Origin of the sequence: Azovibrio restrictus DSM 23866 (assembly GCF_000429665.1) — a bacterium.
Taxonomy (GTDB): domain Bacteria; phylum Pseudomonadota; class Gammaproteobacteria; order Burkholderiales; family Rhodocyclaceae; genus Azovibrio; species Azovibrio restrictus.
Genome location: NZ_AUCH01000015.1, coordinates 143,823 through 160,279, shown reverse-complemented (window position 1 = coordinate 160,279; position 16,457 = coordinate 143,823). Strand labels below are relative to the sequence as shown.

Here is a 16,457-nt window from a genome sequence, read left to right as displayed (position 1 = left end):
GCATCGCCTTCGCTCACGGTCACGTTGTTCAAACCAGCGCCGTCACCAACATGCGTTACAAGAGGGACACCCGGGGTACCGCCATCGTTATCGAGGATAATACCGGTACCGGTAACGCCGCCCACAGCCAAACTGAACTGCTCGGTGGGCTCGGCAAGCGAGTCGTTTAGCGTTGGGACACTGACGGTAAAGCTGGTGACACCAGCAGGTACCACAATGCTGCCGTTGGCGTAGACAACACCACTGGAGAAACTGAGACCGTCGGTGTAATCCACCCCTAATGCCGCACTGCCATCCATTAGCGCGAAAGTCAGAGTCATCGGCGCATTGCTGGCTTGAGACAAGTTGACTGTAAATACGGCAGTGGTCCCCTCCGTAACGGTTACGGAATCTACATTGGGATCATCCCCCCCTACATGAGTAACCGAAGGCTTCAGGTCATTGTCCGTAATGGTGCCAACACCCGTAACCCCGCCCACACTTAAAGTAAACTGCTCCGTTGGCTCGAAAACGCTGTCATCCACTGTAGGCACAACGACCTGAAAACTCACCACTCCTGGGGGTACCGTCACCAGGCCAGTGGCCGCGTTGTAGGTCACTCCGTTGCTAAAGGCCATTTCCCCCGTGAAGTCCGCCCCCATCAGAGCGGTCCCTCCTGCCAGAGTTAGAGCAAAGGTACTCGGAGTGCTACTGGCATTGGAGAGGCTCACGGTAAATGCTGCGGCCGCTCCTTCCGGCACCGTCACCGAATCGATACTGCCCCCCGCCCCACCCACATGGGTCACTACCGGCGCTTCATCATTGTCAGTGATCGTACCAATGCCAGTTACCCCCCCCACCTGGAGGTTGAAGGTTTCCGGCTGTTCGTAGATGGTGTCGTCGGTGGTCGGCACCGCTACCGTGAAGCTGGTGACGCCAGCGGGCACAGTGATCTTGCCGGTGGCCGCATCGTAGCTGACGCCGTTGCTGAAGCTCAGGGCATTGGTGAAGTCCAGGCCCAGGGTGGCCGTGCCACTCGTCAGGTTCAGGTCGAAAACCGTATCCAGCAGGCTGGGGTTGGACATCTCGACGGTGAACACCGCCGTCGTCCCTTCGGGCACCACCACTCCATCCAGAGCCGGATCGGCGGCTCCCACCCGGATGATCGCGGGGATATCGGCGTCATCGACAATGGTCCCCGTACCGGTCACGCCGCCCACGGTCAGGCCGAAGGTCTCATTGCCTTCATAGACATTGTCGTCCAGGGTCGGCACACTGACGGTGAAGTCCGCCACCCCCGGAGGAATGGTGATCAGGCCGGTGGCCGGATCAAAAGTCACCCCGTTGGAAAAGCTCATGCCTGCAGCGTAGTCGCTACCCAGTAAAGCAGATCCATTCACCAGAGACAGGGCAAATACGGTAGGGGTGCTACTGGGATTGGAAAGGGTCACCGTAAACACGGCTACATCGCCCTCAGGCACCAGCACCCCGTTGATGGCGGGATCGCTACCGTCGACACTGACCACCTCGGGAGGCGCATCGTTGTTCACGATGGTCCCCGTGCCGACCACGCCGCCCACCGTGAGGGTAAGCCCTTCATCGGGCTCGAAAACATTCTCTTCCACGGTCGGCACCGACACGCTGAAGCCGTCCACCCCGGCAGGCACGGTCACCAGCCCGGTGAGGGGGTCGTAGGTCACGCCGTTGGTGAACACCAGACTCCCGGTGTAATCCTCGCCGAACGCAGCCGTGATATCGGTCAGCAGCAGGGTGAATGAGGTCGGCTCCCGTGTCTCGCCAGACAATGTCACCAGGAACACCAGATCTTCCCCCTCCAGGGAGATCGGGCTAGACACCCCTTCTACAACGATAGGCGGGATATTTTCCACCGTCGCAGCGAGCTGAGCTTCACCCGTCCCCCCCGGGGTTTCAAACTGGAACTCCAGGGGATCCACCGTTTCCGTGATGCGCATCAGGCGCACGAAGGAGTGGCCGCTGTCCCCGGCGCTACCGGCGGCACCCGCCGCCGTATCCTCGACCACGGCATCCAGGTCGCCACCTTCATTCAGGGCCTGGACAATCTTGTCCACATCGCCACTTCCTGCCAGCAGGGCACTGTCCGTCGCATCCGGCTTGGTCTCGGCCGCCACGGAAACATCCAGGAACAGGGTCTGGTTGCTGCCCAGCACCATGTCCCGGCCATCCTCGAAAGCCACCTGCACCTGGGCGCCACTGCCCGTCACCAGGGTTTCCCCCTCGCGCAGCGGCTCTCCCGCACGGGCCCGGCGACTGTTGCCGGCTCCATCACGGATGAATGCTTCACCGCTGACGAAAACGATTTTTGCGATGACTTGGGCCATGACCATGCTCCAGATACAGGTTTAGGAATTTGCAGTATAGGCAGCCCCGTCCCGGCAAACATCGCACCAAAGTACAGGTTCGACGCTGCCGGACGAACGGGACTGAATCAGGGCCAGAGGCCGTTGATCTTGAGGGAAAGCTGCAGCCGGTCGCGCACCTGCAGCTTGCTGAAAATAGTGCCCAGATGGGCCTTGACGGTCCGCTCGGTGATGCCCAGGCGGGAGGCGATTTCCCGGTTGCTGGCGCCGGCGGCCACCAGCCGGGCCACTTCCAGCTCCCGCTCGGTCAGCGCGTCCAGCTCTTCCGCCCCGGTGGCACGGGGCTGCTGCCGGGCCAGCAGGGTGGCGGCGCTGCCCATCAGGCGTTGCAGCAGGTCGGCGCCCAGCCACAGCCCCCCCTGGGCCACCACGGCGGCAATCTGCTGCAGCACGGCCGGTGCGGCGTGGGTATTGCAGTAGCCGGAAGCTCCGGCGGCCAGGCAGGCGGCGGCCTGGGATTCGCACGGCTGGTCACTCAGCACCACCAGAGGGGCAGGGCTGGCCTCCCGTACCTGACGCAACAGCAATTCCACCCCCTGGGCCGGCAGGCGCAGCCAGAGGATGCCCGCGGCCAGGGTCTCCTGCCCCAGGAACGCAGCAGAAATCTCCCGGCTGTCCGGGAAGGCTTCCCGCCAGGTGCTGACCGGCGCAACAGACGAATTGATGAAGAGATGTGTCATGGAGGAGACGCCGAGCTCAAGGATTTAGGAAACCATCCAGCCCCCGAGTGTAGGAAACCCGGCCCTCCCTGAACATTGCACAAAAGTACAAGCATATGACCTTGGGCATATCAGCGCTCCGACAGGGCATAGGCTTTGGCCCGCAGGATGGGCTTGAGCAGGTAGGAGAGCACGCTCTTCTTGCCGGTCATGATATCCACGTCGGCCACCATGCCCGGCATGATGGCCAGGTTGGCATTGCCGAAATCCGGCCGGGTGGTGCGCACCCGCACCACGTAGAAGGCGTTGCCCTCATCATCGGTCACCGTGTCGGCCCCGATGTGCTCCAGGGTGCCCTCCAGGCCCCCATAGACGGCGAAGTCATAGGCCGTAAACCGCACCAGGGCATGCTGCCCGGGGCGCAGGAAGGCGATGTCCTTGGGCTGGACCCGGGCCTCCAGCAACAGGGCATCCTCCACCGGCACGATCTCCACCACCTCCTTGCCCGGCTGCACCACGCCCCCCACGGTATTGACCAGGAGCCGCTTCACCGCCCCCTTGACCGGGGAACGGATGGCTGAATGCTTGACCCGGTCGGACAGCCCCACCTCGGTCTCGGAGAGGGCATTGAGCTTGCCCATGGTTTCCGAGAGCTCCTTGCCCGCCTCGTTGCGGAAGGTCAGCTCCCGTTCCTCGATCTTGCGCTGGGCCTCGCTGATGGAGGCCTGGATGCGGGCGATCTGGGCCCCCGCCATGTCCCGCTCCCCCCGGTAGCGGACCACGTCCCGCTCCAGACGCAGCAGTTCCACCTCGGACACGGCGCCGGACTGAATCAGGGGGCGGGTCACCGCCAGCTCCTTGGAAGTCAGTTCATAGCCCTGGGCCGCCTGATCCCGCTTGGCCCGCACCTCGGCCAGCTCCTGCTGGCGCTGGGCCAGCTGCTGCCGGGCGATGGCGATCCCCGCCTCCAGCTCGCTGCGCCTGGCCTCATAGAGCTGCTCCTCCTGATGTACCGTTTCCGGGTCCTCCTTCAGGACATCCTCGGGCGGCACGAAGGGCAACCCGTCGGCCAGGGCCCGCAACCGCGCCGCCCTGGCTTGCAAGGACAGGTACTGGGCCCGGCTCTCGCGCACGGAAGACACGAATCGGGTCTGATCGATCTGCATCAGCAGTTGATCCTGCTGCACCAGATCTCCTTCCTTCACCAGGATCTCCGAAACGATGCCCCCATCCACGCTCTGGATGATCTGCACCTGCCGGGAGGGAATCACCTTGCCGGAACCCCGGGTCACCTCGTCCACCTGGGCCAGGGCGGCCCAGACCAGGAAGATTCCTATGGCCCAGGCGATCAGGCGGATCAGGATGCGGGCCCGCAGGGGTTCCTGCTGCAGGATGGCGGCTTCCCCATCCCGACTGAAATCCACCAGCCCCACCTCCTCTTCCCGGGGCAGGCGTCCGAGGAGCCGCTCCAGCAGGGGATCGGCCAGACGCTGGAGCCGTCCCAGCACCGCCTTGAAGAAATTCACCAGCGCCATCATCCGGCCCTCCCCACCCGGCCGCTCTGCAGGGCCTGGATGACCTGATCCCGGGGACCGTCAGCCACCACCCGGCCGTCGTCGATGACGATGATCCGGTCGGCGATCTCCAGCAGACTGTTGCGGTGGGTGACCACGATCACCGTCTTGTGGGCCCCGTGGCTGCGCAGGCGCTGCTTGAAGGCCTGCTCGGTGGAATGGTCCATGGCGCTGCTGGGCTCGTCCAGCAGCAGGATGGGCGGGTCCATGAGCAGGGCGCGGGCAATGGCCACACCCTGGCGCTGGCCCCCCGAAAGGGACTCGCCCCGTTCGCCGATCAGCATGTCGAAGCCCTGGGGATGACGGTTCACGAACTCGGACAGCCCCGCCACCTCGGCGGCCGCGACGATAGCCGAATCGTCCGCATAGGGCGCCCCGATGGCGATGTTGTCCCGCAGGGTGCCGTAGAACAGCACCACGTCCTGGGACACATAACCCACATTGCGACGCAGGTCGGCGGGATCCAGCTGGCGCAGGTCCACCCCGTCGATGGAAACCGCGCCCCCGGTGGGTTGATAGAGGCCCAGGAGCAGTTTCTGCAGGGTGGTCTTGCCCGAACCGACACGGCCGATCACCACCACTTTCTCCCCGGCCTTGATGCGGAAGCTGACCCCCTTCAGGGCCGCCACCTGCTGCTCCGGATAAGCAAACTCCACATCCCGGAACTCGATGTCGCCCTTGAGCTCGGGCCGATGCACGAAGCTGGCCTCGGGAGGCCGCTCCACCGGACGCTGCATCACCTCGTTGAGGGAATGCAGGGCGGTCTTGCTGCCCTGGTACTGCATCAGCAGCCCCACCAGCTGCCCCAGGGGCGCCACGGCCCGGCCGGACAGCATGGTGCAGGCGATCAGCCCGCCCATGGTGAGCTCCCTGGCACTGATCAGATAGACCCCGATGATGATCACCACCAGATTCACCAGCTGCTGCATCTCCATGGCCCCGTTGGTGACGCTGGCCGAGAGCAGGCGCATCTTGCGCCCCACATGGCTGAGGAAGGCCGAGCTCTTCTCGAAGCGGGCCTGCATCACCCCTTCGGCCCCCTGGGTCTTGATGGTCTCCAGGGCCGTCAGGCTTTCCACCAGGGTGGCGTTGCGCAACGCCCCGGCCCGGTAGGAGGTTTCGGACAGGGCGTGCATCTTGTGCTGCACCACATAGGCGTAGAGCCCCACCACCAGGCCCACCGCCAGCACAGGAAAGATCAGGGGCCAGGAAATGAAGGCGATCACCAGCAGGAACAGCAGGGCGAAGGGCAGATCGATCAGGGCCGTCATGGTGGCCGAAGTGATGAAGTCCCGCACCGATTCGAAGGAGCGCAGATTGGAGGCAAAGGCCCCCACGGCCTGGGGCCGGGCCTCCATGCGCAGCCCCATGACCCGCTCCATGATCAGGGCGCTCAGGCGCAGATCCACCCGGGCCCCGGCCATGTCGATGAAGTAACCGCGCAGCAGCCGCAGCACGAAATCCAGCAGGATGACGAGTCCCACCCCCAGGGCCAGGACCCACAGGGTCTCCACGGCCCCGTTGGGCACCACCCGGTCATACACATTCATGGTGAACAGGGGCATCACCAGGGCGAACAGGTTGATCAGCAGGGCCGCCCACAGCACATCCTTGTACAGGGGCCACTGCTCGGCCATGGCACCCCAGAACCAGTGGCGCTGGGGAATGTCGCCGATTTCGGGGGTGCGCTGATCGAAACGGAAATGGGGGCGGGTGAAGATGGCCACCCCCTGGTAGCGGGCCTCCAGGTCCGCCCGATTCAGGCTGACCCGGCCCTGGCCGGTCTCGGGAAAGAGGCAGGAAGCCTGCTCCCCGGCAGCATCCCAGCCCAGCAGTACACAGGCCTGGTTGTCCTTGAGCAGCAGGATCACCGGCAGCAGGGAGGCATCCATCCGGCCCAGCTCCCGCCGCACCACCCGGCTGGCCAGACCGGCCCGGCTGGCGGCCCGGGCAAAAAGGCTGGGGGTAAGCCCCTCCTTCTCCACGGGCAAACCGGCCACCAGGGCCGCCCGGGTATTGGGGCGCCCCTGGATGCGGCTCACTTCGACGAGGCAATCCAGCAAGGGGTCGCAGTGCAGGACATCCTCCCGCAAACGCCCTCCCGCCTCCCCGACAGGGCTCTCACCAGACTCGATCATGGCGTCTTTCTTCTAGGCAATAAGCCCGGATTCTAACGCTGAACCAGACCCCGTTCCGGCGAAAGCTCTCTCAAAAACACTCACATCATCAAGGGCACGATCATCAGGGCCACGATGTTGATGATCTTGATCAGGGGATTCACCGCCGGACCTGCCGTGTCCTTGTAGGGATCCCCCACCGTGTCACCGGTCACGGCCGCCTTGTGGGTATCGGAACCCTTGCCTCCATAGTGACCATCCTCGATGTATTTCTTGGCGTTGTCCCAGGCACCGCCGCCGGTGGTCATGGAAATGGCCACGAACAGGCCGGTGACGATGGTGCCCATCAGCATCCCGCCCAGGGCCTTGGGGCCCAGCATCAGGCCCACCAGCACCGGTGCCAGCACCGGCAGCAGCGAGGGCACGATCATTTCCTTGATGGCAGCCTGGGTCAGCATGCCCACGGCCCGGGAATAATCGGGCTTGGCACTGCCGTCCATGATGCCCTTGACCTCCCGGAACTGGCGCCGCACCTCCTCCACCACCGAACCGGCGGCCCGGCCCACGGCCTCCATAGCCATGGCCCCGAACAGGTAGGGAATCAGGCCGCCAATGAAGAGGCCGATGATCACCATGTGATCGGAGAGATCGAAGGCCAGCTTCTGGCCTGCCGCCTCCAGGGCATGGGTGTAGTCGGCAAACAGCACCAGGGCCGCCAGACCGGCAGAACCGATGGCATAGCCCTTGGTGACGGCCTTGGTGGTGTTGCCCACCGCATCCAGGGGATCGGTGACGGCGCGCACCGACTCGGGCAGCTCCGCCATCTCGGCAATGCCCCCGGCATTGTCAGTGATGGGCCCGTAGGCATCCAGGGCCACCACGATGCCGGTCATGGAGAGCATGGCCGTGGCAGCGATGGCGATGCCATACAGCCCCGCCAGGTTGTGGGCCACCAGAATCGCGGCGCAGACGGACAGCACCGGCAGGGCGGTGGACTTCATCGACACCCCCAGGCCGGCGATGATGTTGGTGGCGTGCCCGGTCTGGGAGGCCGAAGCCACGTGCCGCACCGGGCCGTAGTTGGTGCCCGTGTAGTACTCGGTGATCCAGACCAGGGCGCCGGTCAGCACCAGGCCCACGGCTGCGGCCCCGAAGATGGCGCCGGAGCTGATCATGCCCCCATCGGGCAGAGGGATTCCGGCCCCCAGCATCCAGGTGGTGACCGGGTAGAAGGCCAGCAGGGCCAGCCCCCCGGCCACCGCCAGGCCCCGGTACAGGGCCGCCATGATCCGTCCCCCCTGGGAGGCCTTGACGAACAGGCAACCGATGATGGAGGCGATGATGGATACCCCGCCCAGGGCCAGGGGATACACCACCAGCCCGTCGTCGGCGCCGGGCATGGCCTTGAGCATCAGCGCCCCGAGCACCATGGTGGCCACCACGGTCACCGCGTAGGTCTCGAACAGGTCGGCCGCCATGCCGGCGCAGTCGCCCACGTTATCGCCCACGTTGTCGGCGATCACCGCCGGGTTGCGCGGATCATCCTCGGGAATGCCGGCTTCCACCTTGCCCACCAGGTCGGCCCCCACATCGGCCCCCTTGGTGAAGATGCCGCCCCCGAGGCGGGCGAAGATGGAAATCAGGGAGCCCCCGAAGGCCAGCCCCACCAGGGGCTCCACCAGATGGTGGATATCGGCCGCGGGACCGGCCTGAGCCTTCAGGAAGGCGTAGTAGCCCGCCACCCCCAGCAGCCCCAGCCCCACCACCAGCATGCCGGTGATGGCGCCGCCCTTGAAGGCCACGTCCAGGGCCGCGGCGATGCCCTGTCGGGCCGCCTCCGCGGTGCGCACATTGGCGCGGACGGAGACATTCATGCCCACATAACCGGCCATGCCCGAAAGCAGGGCTCCGATCAGGAAACCGATGGCCGTATTCCAGGCCAGGGCGAAACCGATCAGGAAGAACAGCACCGCGCCGACCAGGGCGATGGCGGAGTACTGCCGGTTGAGATAGGCGGATGCCCCCTGCTGGATAGCCTGGGCAATCTCCTGCATGCGGGCATTGCCCGCCGGCAGGGAAAGGATCCATTTGCTGGAAACGGCGCCGTACAGCACCGCGATGACGGCGCAGACCAGCGCCAGAACAAGACCTGAAGACATAGTGACTCCCTCTTGCTAAGCAGGCCGAAGTTATATCCACCCGGACCCGGGCGGGCTTCGGTCAGAAACATCAAGCCAGGGGAGCCACCGGCAGCACTACACGGCAAACTCCCCCAGCTTCCGGACCACGGACTGATTGCGCAGCCGGACATAATCGGGCAGGCCCTGACGGAACGGCGGGAAAGCCTCGCCGACGATCAGGGGCTGGAGATAGCGGCGGCAGGCCTCGGTAATGTGGAAGCCGTCCGGGGTGATGAATTCCCGGGGCATCTTCTTTTCCACATTGGCCACTTCCCCCAGGTCCGCCACGGCCACCTCCCAGGCATAGGGATCGTCCGCCAGGCGCCGGATGGCGGGCATCACCGCATTACGGCCCGCCAGGGCCAGCTCCACCGCTTTCACCCCGACAGCATACGCCTGCTCCAGGTCGGTGCGCGAGGCCAGATGCCGGGCCGAACGCTGCAGGTAATCCGCCAGGGCCCAGTGATACTTGTGCCCAAGCCGGTCCTTGATGAGCTGGGCGATGATCTGCCCCACCCCGCCCAGTTGGGCATGGCCGAAGGCATCCTGGCTGCCCATGTCGGCAATCAGGCGGCCATCGGCCGCGTGCAGCCCCTCGGAGACGGCCACGGTGCAGTAACCGTAGCGCTCCACGCAGGTCTGGACCCGGGCCAGGAACGCCTCGGGATCGAAGGGAATTTCGGGAAACAGCAGGATGTGGGGCGCCTCTCCCTCGGCCTCGGCGGCCAGGCCGCAGGCGGCGGTGATCCAGCCCGCGTGGCGGCCCATGACTTCGAGCACGAAAATCTTCGTGGACGTGCGGGCCATGGAGGCCACGTCGTAACCCGCCTCGCGCATGGAAGTGGCCACGTACTTGGCGACGGAGCCGAAGCCCGGGCAGTTGTCGGTGACGGCCAGGTCGTTATCCACGGTCTTGGGGATGCCGACGCAGACCAGGGGGAAACCCATGCGCTGGGCCAGCTGCGACACCTTCCAGGCGGTGTCCATGGAATCGTTGCCGCCGTTGTAGAAGAAGTAGCCGATGTCGTGAGCCCGGAACACCTGCATCAGGCGCTCGTACTGGGCCCGGTGTTCGTCCAGGGACTTGAGCTTGTAGCGGCAGGAACCGAAGGCGCCGCCGGGCGTGTGCTTCAGCCGGGCGATATCCGCATCCGTTTCCAGAGAGGTATCGATGAGATCCTCGGTCAGGGCGCCGAGGATGCCGTCCCGGCCGGCCAGCACCTTGCCGATCCGGTCCGGATGCTGCCTGGCGGTCTCGATGAGGCCGCAGGCAGTGGCATTGATGACGGCCGTCACGCCCCCCGACTGCGCGTAGAAGGCGTTCCGGGCCGTCATGGGGACTCCTTACTTCAGGGCGTCGAAGGCGCGGGTGGTGATTTCTTCCACGCTGCCCACGCCGGCGATCTTCTTCACCTTGGGAGCCTTGGCATCGCCGGTGGCGGCCCAGTTGCCGTAGAAGGTCACCAGGGGCTTGGTCTGGGAGTGGTACACCTCCAGACGCTTCTTCACGGTTTCTTCCTTGTCGTCGTCCCGCTGGATCAGGTCCTCACCGGTCTCGTCGTCCTTGCCTTCCACCTTGGGCGGGTTGAACTTGACGTGATAGGTGCGGCCGGAGGCCAGGTGCACCCGACGCCCCGCCATGCGGGTGATGATGTCCTCGTCGGGCACATCCACCTCGAGCACGAAATCCAGGGCCACACCGGCTTCCTTCATGGCTTCGGCCTGGGGAATGGTGCGCGGGAAGCCGTCGAACAGGTAGCCGTTCTTGCAGTCGTCCTGATTCAGCCGGTCCTTGACCATGCCGATGATCACGGCGTCCGGGACCAGACCGCCGGCATCCATGTGTTTCTTGGCCTCCAGCCCCAGGGGGGTGCCGGCCTTGACCTGAGCGCGCAGCATGTCACCGGTGGAAATCTGGGGAATGCCGTACTTCTCGGTGATGAATTTGGCCTGGGTCCCCTTGCCGGCGCCGGGAGCGCCCAACAGAATCAGTCGCATGTGTAGTCCTCGTTGGTTTTATAGGGTGAAGCTAGGGTGATGAACTGCGGTGAATTTGTCTCGTATGGTTTTTTTGTGCGGGGTGCCTTGCGCCCACCTGCATCGGCGAAAAATTACCCGCAATCGCCGGGCCGGTCAAACAGTTTGCGCATGCGCTCGGCGTCCTCGGGGGTATCCACCCCCGGGGGCGGCGCCCCATCCACCTCCAGGACCCGGATCCGGTAGCCGTGCCACAGGGCCCGCAACTGTTCCAGGGACTCGAACTGTTCCAGGGGTGAGGGCGCCAGATCCGCATAGGCCTTGAGGAAGGCGGTGCGGTAGGCATAGAGGCCCACGTGGCGGAACAGGGGCAGGCCCGGCGGCAGCGCCTCCCGGGAAACGGCGAAAGCGTCCCGGGCATAGGGAATGGGGGCCCGGGAAAAATACAGGGCATCCCCGTCGGCCCGGCACACCACCTTCACCACGTTGGGGTTGAAGCAGTCCGCCGCACTCGTCAGGGGATGGGCCAGGGTGGCGATGTCGGCGCCGCTATCCACCAGGCAGGCAGCGGTACGGGCGATCAGTTCCGGCTCGATCAGGGGCTCATCGCCCTGCACATTCACCACCGGCACCTGGGGGCCCCAGCCGCGCAGGGCGGCCACTTCCGCCAGACGGTCGGTGCCGCTCGGATGGTCGGTGCGGGTCATCAGCACCGGCAGCCCATGGGCCTCGGCGGCAGCGCGCACCGCCTCGTGATCGGTGGCCACCAGCACCTCCTCGGCCCCGGAGGCCAGGGCCCGCTCGGCCACCCGCACCACCATGGGCTTCCCCCCCAGGTCCAGCAGGGGCTTGGCTGGCAGACGGCTGGAAGCGTAGCGGGCCGGAATGACGACCTTGAAGGGGATCATCCCTGGCTCCTGTTCCGGAGGAAAGGGAGCCGGAGCATCAGAGCTCGTCCGCTTTCAGGGGACGGGCCTCTTCTTCCAGCATCACGGGAATGTCGTCCCGGATCGGGTAGGCCAGCTTGCAGGGCTTGCAGACCAGTTCCTGCTCGACCTTCTTGTAGATGAGCTCCCCTTTGCACAGGGGGCAGACGAGAATATCAAGGAGCCTTGCGTCCATTCAGTATCTCCAGCAGGACTTCGATCAGTTCCGGCGGCAGGCAGGCCTCCACCGGCAGGACCCAGGCTTCGCCCAGGTTGAGGCGGGCGCATTTTACCGCATCCTTCTCGGTCATCAGGATCACCTCTCCGGCCGGAAAGGCCAGCTCGTCGGCGCTGTAGGCATGGTGATCGGGAAAAGGATGAGGCACGAACGCCAGCCCCAGCTGCTCCAGGGTGCGGAAGAAACGGCCCGGGTCGCCGATGCCGGCCACCGCATGCAGCCGGCGCCCGGCCAGCTCCGCCGCCGTGCAGCGCTGCTGGGGCTGGCCCAGCCGGTAGAAGGAACCCGGCTCCAGGGTCATGCCGTAATCGGGCAGGCTGGGGGCAGCGCGCAGCACCCGGTGGTCCGGAGCCCCGTTGAAGACCAGGGCCTGGACCTGGCGCACCCGTCCCAGGGGCTCGCGCAGGGGACCCAGGGGCAGCAGACAGCCGTTGCCGGCACCGCGCCCATCGAAGATGGCCACCTCCACGTCGCGCCGCAGCCGGTAATGCTGCAGCCCGTCATCGCAGAGGAGCAGGTTCACTTCCGGGCAGGCTTGCAGCAGGGCCCGCCCCGCTGCCACCCGGTCCCGCCCCACCCATACGGGCAGGCCGCTGCGGGCGGCCAGCAGCACCGGCTCGTCGCCCACCTGCTCCGGGGTCGCCGCCGCCGTGACCGGTTGGGGCTCGGCCTGGCTGCCGCCATACCCCCGGCTGACGATGCCCGGCCGCCAGCCCCGCCCGGCCAGGGCCTGGGCCAGCCACAACACCAGGGGCGTCTTGCCGGCGCCGCCGACGGTGAGATTGCCCACCACGATCACCGGCACCGGCAGGGCCTGGGAGGCCAGCCAGCCGCGCCGGTAGGCCAGGCGACGCAGGGCCGCCAGGAGGGCGAACAACAGGCTCAGGGGCGCCAGGGGCCAGAGGGCCGGGGACAGCCTACGGGCGTACCAGCGCGCCTGCAACCATGCCATTACTGGGAGGTTTGGGACTGGGTCGTGAAGGAAATGCGCGGATAACCGGCGGACTGGGCCGCCTGCATGACGTCCACGACGCTTTGATGGGTCGCCTTGGCGTCGGCGCTGATGATGATCACCGGATCGGCCCGGCCTTCCGCCGCCCGGGTCAAGGCCTCGCTGATGAAGCGGACCTCGCTGTTCTGCAGAGGCTGCTGGTTCACCACCACCTGCCCGGCTGCGGTCACTGCCACCTCGATCTCGTTGGGCAGCTCGTTGCGCTGGGCCGCATCAGCGGAGGGCAGATTGATCTCCAGCCCGGAATAACGGGCATAGGTGGTGGTCAGCATCAGGAAGATGATCACCACCAGCAGCACGTCGATCAGGGGAATCAGGTTGATTTCCGGCTCTTCCCGGCCACGGCCCCGGTTGAAATTCATGATCTGGACCCCGGCTTACTTGCGCTCGCCATGGATGACTTCCACCAGGCGGATGGCCTGCTGTTCCATATCCACGACGAAGCTGTCGATCAGGGCACGGAAATGGCGCCAGAAGATCATGCAGGGAATGGCGATCAGGATGCCGAACCCGGTGTTGTACAAGGCAATGGAAATGCCGTGGGCCAGCTGATGGGGATCGGCGCTGCCGGGCACCTGGGCGCTGAACATCTCGATCATGCCCACCACGGTGCCGAACAGGCCCATCAGGGGAGCGATGGAGGCGATGGTGCCCAGGGTGGTCATGTAGCGTTCCAGCTGATGGGTGACGGCACGGCCCACCTCTTCGATGGACTCCTTCATCACCTCCCGGGAAGTCCCTGCATTGCGCAGGCCGGCGGCCAGCACCTGGCCCAGGGGGGAATGACGCTCCAGGTCATTGACCAGTTGTTCATTGGCGCTACCCTTGCGGTACTCCGCCACCACCCGCTGCAACAGTCCCTGGGGCACGATCCGGGAACGGCGCAGGGCCACGGAACGTTCGATAATCAGGGCGACCGCAATCACCGATGCAAAGAGCAAGGGCCAGATGGGCCAGCCCGCAGCCTGAACGATAGCAAACACGCAACCTCCGCTGGTTTCTAATAGCCGGACATTCTGCATCCAGCCCCCATCCCAGAGCAAGCCCGGGCACAAAAAAACCTTGCATACGGCATTAATCCAGCAACGGCGCGGCCCCCGGCGCTTATCCACAAAAGCTGTGGATAACTTTGTGGAAAGCCTGTCACAAAACGGACAAAATCCAGGCGGGACAAGGGTTTTCCTTACCCTGCCCAGAAACGAGGCAACCTTTCAAAACCATTAAAAATCAACAACATGAAAACAAACACCCCCTGTCAACAGGGCGACGCAGAAATTTGCATCCATGACGCCGGCGCCCCCTCCCGGCTTGTGGAGTAAACTTCGCCCCCATGCTTGACAACCTGCCTCCAAACCGTTCCAACCCGGTCCTCAGCGTCACAGAACTGAATCAGGTCGTGCGCGGCCTGCTGGAAAGCCAGCTGCCCCTGACCTGGGTGGCCGGGGAAATCTCCAATCTCACCCGGGCCGCCTCCGGGCACATCTACTTCACCCTCAAGGACCCGGGCGGCCAGGTGCGCTGCACCATCTGGCGCAACAAGGCCCAGCTGCTGGGCTTCCGCCCCGAAAACGGCCAGAAGGTGGAGGCCCGGGCCCTGGCCACCCTCTATGAAGCCCGGGGCGACTACCAGCTCAATGTGGAAACCCTGCGTCTGGCCGGCCAGGGCCGGCTGTTCGAACGCTTTCTCGAACTGAAGGCCAGGCTGGAACAAGAAGGCCTGTTCCGCCCCGAGACCAAGCGCCCCCTGCCCGCCTTTCCCCGCCGCATCGCCATCGTCACCAGCCCCCAGGCCGCCGCCCTGCGCGACGTGCTCACCACCCTGGCCCGGCGGGCGCCCCAGGTGGCCCTCACCCTGTTCCCCACCCCGGTCCAGGGCGAAGGGGCCGCGCCCCAGATCGCTCAGGCCCTGGCCCAGGCCTCTGCCGCCGGGCCCGACCTGATCATCCTGTGCCGTGGCGGCGGCAGCATGGAGGACCTATGGGCCTTCAATGACGAAGCCGTGGCCCGGGCCATCCGCGCCTGCATTCCCCCGGTGGTAAGCGGCATCGGCCACGAAACCGACTTCACCATCGCCGATTTCGCCGCCGACCTGCGCGCCCCCACCCCCACTTCCGCCGCCGAACAGGCCTGCCCCGACCGGCAGGCCCTAGCAACCCGCCTGGAAAACCTGGCCCGGGGCCTGCGCCGTCCCCTGGAAAACCGCCTGCGCCAATGGGAGCAGCGGCTGGACAACCTCGCCGCCCGACTGCCCTCCCCGGGCCGCCAGCTGGCCACCCGCCGGGAACGCCTGGACGAACTGGCCCAGCGTCTGGTCCGGGCCCGGCGCCAGCACCAGGAAACCCGGCTGCGCCAGCTGCAGCACCTGGCCTATCGCCTCGACCATCAGCGCCCGGAGCTGGGCGCCCGCCGGGAAGCCATGGACATTCTCGCCCTGCGCCTGGGGCACGCCTGGCAGCAGCGGCAGCAGCACTGGGCCGGGCGACTGCAGCAGGCGGCCCAGGGCCTGCGCCAGCTGGACCCCCATGCGGTCCTCGCCCGGGGCTATGCCATGGTTTTCGACGCCGCCGGCCAGGCTGTGCGCGATGCCGGGGAACTGAACAGCGGCGACAGGCTCCAAGTGGTTCTTGCCCGGGGCGAGGCCCAGGTTCAGGTGACCCAGGTTGCCCCTCCCCGGGAAGCCCAATAGAATCCTCTGGCTCACAACCCTAATAAACGGAGAAACATAAGATGGAACATCAACTGCCCGCTCTGCCCTACGCCCAGGACGCCCTGGCGCCGCACATCTCCAAGGAAACCATCGAATACCACTACGGCAAGCACCACAACGCCTACGTGGTGAACCTGAACAACCTGATCAAGGGCACCGAATACGAAGCCCTGGATCTGGAAGCCATCGTCAAGAAGGCCCCCGCCGGCGGCGTCTATAACAACGCCGCCCAGGTCTGGAACCACACCTTCTTCTGGAACTGCATGAAGCCCGCCGGCGGCGGCGAGCCCAGCGGCGCCCTGGCGGCTGCCATCAACGCCAAGTGGGGCTCCTACGAAGAATTCAAGAAGGCCTTCCAGGCCTCCGCCGTGGGCAACTTCGGCTCCGGCTGGACCTGGCTGGTGAAGAAGGCCGACGGTTCCGTCGACATCGTCAACATGGGCGCCGCCGGCACCCCCCTGACCACCGGCGACAAGGCCCTGCTCTGCATCGACGTGTGGGAACACGCCTACTACATCGACTACCGCAACCTGCGGCCCAAGTTCGTGGAAACCTTCCTGGCTTCCCTGGTGAACTGGGACTTCGCCGCCAAGAACTTCGCCTGATCGCCAGCTTCAGGCCCCAGCAAACCCCGGGATGCGTCCCGGGGTTTGCTGTTTTCAGGCATGACAAAACCATCCCCCCGAGGC

Annotated in this window: 14 protein-coding genes; 2 read left to right on the top strand and 12 right to left on the bottom strand. The window is 65.6% G+C overall.

Annotated features, from left to right (window positions below; all coding sequences use genetic code 11):
• The 12 genes from G474_RS22160 to G474_RS0113430 all read right to left on the bottom strand — a co-directional run.
• Window positions 1-2,339 (bottom strand): retention module-containing protein (locus G474_RS22160; RefSeq protein ID WP_026687443.1); only part of this gene is annotated, 2,339 nt, incomplete at its 3' end.
• A 107-nt stretch (window positions 2,340-2,446) separates the two neighbouring features.
• On the bottom strand, window positions 2,447-3,058 hold the full coding sequence (locus tag G474_RS0113480; RefSeq protein ID WP_026687442.1) for a helix-turn-helix transcriptional regulator: 612 nt from the start codon (window positions 3,056-3,058) through the stop codon (window positions 2,447-2,449).
• Window positions 3,059-3,168: 110 nt separating this feature from the next.
• Window positions 3,169-4,575, bottom strand: coding sequence for an HlyD family type I secretion periplasmic adaptor subunit (locus G474_RS0113475; RefSeq protein WP_043464396.1), 1,407 nt, complete (start codon window positions 4,573-4,575; stop codon window positions 3,169-3,171).
• Window positions 4,572-6,749 carry a type I secretion system permease/ATPase gene (locus G474_RS0113470; RefSeq protein WP_051282283.1) on the bottom strand — a complete coding sequence of 726 codons (2,178 nt, stop codon included), beginning with the start codon at window positions 6,747-6,749 and terminating at the stop codon, window positions 4,572-4,574. Before G474_RS0113470 ends, G474_RS0113475 begins: the two co-directional genes overlap by 4 nt.
• Window positions 6,750-6,829: 80 nt before the next feature.
• Entirely contained in the window at window positions 6,830-8,887 is a 2,058-nt protein-coding gene (locus G474_RS0113465) for a sodium-translocating pyrophosphatase (RefSeq protein ID WP_026687439.1), read from the bottom strand.
• A gap of 96 nt (window positions 8,888-8,983) precedes the next feature.
• Window positions 8,984-10,243: a 6-phosphofructokinase gene (locus G474_RS0113460; protein WP_026687438.1), complete on the bottom strand. Its 1,260-nt coding sequence runs from the start codon at window positions 10,241-10,243 to the stop codon at window positions 8,984-8,986.
• A 9-nt stretch (window positions 10,244-10,252) separates the two neighbouring features.
• The gene (gene adk / locus G474_RS0113455) at window positions 10,253-10,906 is read right to left on the bottom strand and encodes an adenylate kinase (RefSeq protein ID WP_026687437.1); all 654 of its coding nucleotides are present in this window, start codon (window positions 10,904-10,906) and stop codon (window positions 10,253-10,255) included.
• Window positions 10,907-11,019: 113 nt separating this feature from the next.
• Window positions 11,020-11,793, bottom strand: coding sequence for a 3-deoxy-manno-octulosonate cytidylyltransferase (gene kdsB / locus G474_RS0113450; protein ID WP_026687436.1), 774 nt, complete (start codon window positions 11,791-11,793; stop codon window positions 11,020-11,022).
• Window positions 11,794-11,830: 37 nt separating this feature from the next.
• Window positions 11,831-12,007, bottom strand: a complete 177-nt coding sequence (locus G474_RS0113445; RefSeq protein WP_026687435.1) for a Trm112 family protein — start codon at window positions 12,005-12,007, stop codon at window positions 11,831-11,833.
• Window positions 11,988-13,001, bottom strand: coding sequence for a tetraacyldisaccharide 4'-kinase (gene lpxK, locus G474_RS0113440; protein ID WP_026687434.1), 1,014 nt, complete (start codon window positions 12,999-13,001; stop codon window positions 11,988-11,990). The genes G474_RS0113445 and lpxK overlap by 20 nt, the downstream gene beginning before the upstream one ends.
• On the bottom strand, window positions 13,001-13,423 hold the full coding sequence (locus G474_RS0113435; protein WP_026687433.1) for an ExbD/TolR family protein: 423 nt from the start codon (window positions 13,421-13,423) through the stop codon (window positions 13,001-13,003). Before G474_RS0113435 ends, lpxK begins: the two co-directional genes overlap by 1 nt.
• A 15-nt stretch (window positions 13,424-13,438) precedes the next feature.
• Window positions 13,439-14,044 carry a MotA/TolQ/ExbB proton channel family protein gene (locus G474_RS0113430; protein WP_026687432.1) on the bottom strand — a complete coding sequence of 202 codons (606 nt, stop codon included), beginning with the start codon at window positions 14,042-14,044 and terminating at the stop codon, window positions 13,439-13,441.
• A 347-nt stretch (window positions 14,045-14,391) separates the two neighbouring features.
• Between G474_RS0113430 and xseA the strand changes: the two genes are divergently transcribed.
• On the top strand, window positions 14,392-15,747 hold the full coding sequence (gene xseA, locus G474_RS20790) for an exodeoxyribonuclease VII large subunit (RefSeq protein ID WP_043464392.1): 1,356 nt from the start codon (window positions 14,392-14,394) through the stop codon (window positions 15,745-15,747).
• A gap of 41 nt (window positions 15,748-15,788) precedes the next feature.
• Complete coding sequence (locus tag G474_RS0113420; RefSeq protein ID WP_026687431.1) at window positions 15,789-16,373, top strand: superoxide dismutase; 585 nt, start codon at window positions 15,789-15,791, stop codon at window positions 16,371-16,373.
• The last annotated feature ends 84 nt before the right edge of the window (window positions 16,374-16,457 follow it).

Excerpts from the sequence above, each read along its gene's own strand:
- G474_RS0113480 (WP_026687442.1), bottom strand. The coding sequence starts at position 3,058 with ATGACACATCTCTTCATCAATTCGTCTGTTGCGCCGGTCAGCACCTGG.
- adk (WP_026687437.1), bottom strand. The coding sequence starts at position 10,906 with ATGCGACTGATTCTGTTGGGCGCTCCCGGCGCCGGCAAGGGGACCCAG.
- kdsB (WP_026687436.1), bottom strand. The coding sequence starts at position 11,793 with ATGATCCCCTTCAAGGTCGTCATTCCGGCCCGCTACGCTTCCAGCCGT.
- lpxK (WP_026687434.1), bottom strand. The coding sequence starts at position 13,001 with ATGGCATGGTTGCAGGCGCGCTGGTACGCCCGTAGGCTGTCCCCGGCC.
- G474_RS0113435 (WP_026687433.1), bottom strand. The coding sequence starts at position 13,423 with ATGAATTTCAACCGGGGCCGTGGCCGGGAAGAGCCGGAAATCAACCTG.
- G474_RS0113460 (WP_026687438.1), bottom strand. The coding sequence starts at position 10,243 with ATGACGGCCCGGAACGCCTTCTACGCGCAGTCGGGGGGCGTGACGGCC.
- G474_RS0113475 (WP_043464396.1), bottom strand. The coding sequence starts at position 4,575 with ATGATGGCGCTGGTGAATTTCTTCAAGGCGGTGCTGGGACGGCTCCAG.
- G474_RS0113465 (WP_026687439.1), bottom strand. The coding sequence starts at position 8,887 with ATGTCTTCAGGTCTTGTTCTGGCGCTGGTCTGCGCCGTCATCGCGGTG.
- G474_RS0113420 (WP_026687431.1), top strand. The coding sequence starts at position 15,789 with ATGGAACATCAACTGCCCGCTCTGCCCTACGCCCAGGACGCCCTGGCG.
- xseA (WP_043464392.1), top strand. The coding sequence starts at position 14,392 with ATGCTTGACAACCTGCCTCCAAACCGTTCCAACCCGGTCCTCAGCGTC.
- G474_RS0113470 (WP_051282283.1), bottom strand. The coding sequence starts at position 6,749 with ATGATCGAGTCTGGTGAGAGCCCTGTCGGGGAGGCGGGAGGGCGTTTG.
- G474_RS0113445 (WP_026687435.1), bottom strand. The coding sequence starts at position 12,007 with ATGGACGCAAGGCTCCTTGATATTCTCGTCTGCCCCCTGTGCAAAGGG.